The sequence below is a fragment of the Telluria sp. AZSoR62 genome (genome assembly GCF_058111565.1).
This window is the reverse complement of sequence record NZ_JBYTST010000084.1, coordinates 1-435: the sequence shown is the minus strand read 5'-3', so window position 1 is coordinate 435 and position 435 is coordinate 1. Positions and strand designations below refer to the sequence as shown.

2 protein-coding genes are annotated in these 435 nt (G+C 61.4%); both read right to left on the bottom strand.

Features of this window, described 5'->3' with window-relative positions:
- Positions 1-208: hypothetical protein (locus tag AC3XQU_RS22975; RefSeq protein WP_489876472.1), on the bottom strand; the 208-nt coding region annotated here is incomplete at its 3' end.
- The coding region (locus AC3XQU_RS22970; protein WP_489876471.1) for a hypothetical protein at positions 198-435 on the bottom strand (238 nt) is incomplete at its 5' end. The genes AC3XQU_RS22975 and AC3XQU_RS22970, both read right to left, overlap by 11 nt.

Below are 435 nucleotides of genomic sequence, written 5' to 3'. Positions count from 1 at the left end.
CGGCCGCCGCAGCAATCAGCCGGTCCAGTGTCAGATCCTTCGCTTTTCGCGTGAGACGATTCGGTCGCCAGTCGACGACGCCGCTGTATCGAAGGCTGGGGTCCGGGATGAGGATCCGAAGGTAGACGAATTGCGCGTCGACGGAGAGGCTTTCGAAGTCTCGGTCGTCGGCGATGTCGATTCGTGTGCGGGCGTACTCACGCGCCACGACGTTCCTCCTGGTTTGCGGGGTCGCCGACTCGTTTGATCATCATCCGAACGGCCGCTTCGGTGATTCCGAGTGCGGCACCGATCGCTTGGTTTGATAGTCCGATCGCGCGTGCATGGCGAATGCTGGCGATTCGTGCTTTTCGGTCTTCCTCTTGACGTTGGCGAAGCTGTGCAAGGTTGGCGAGGACCGCTTCGGGTGTGTCGAGAGCTGTTGTGGGCTGGTCC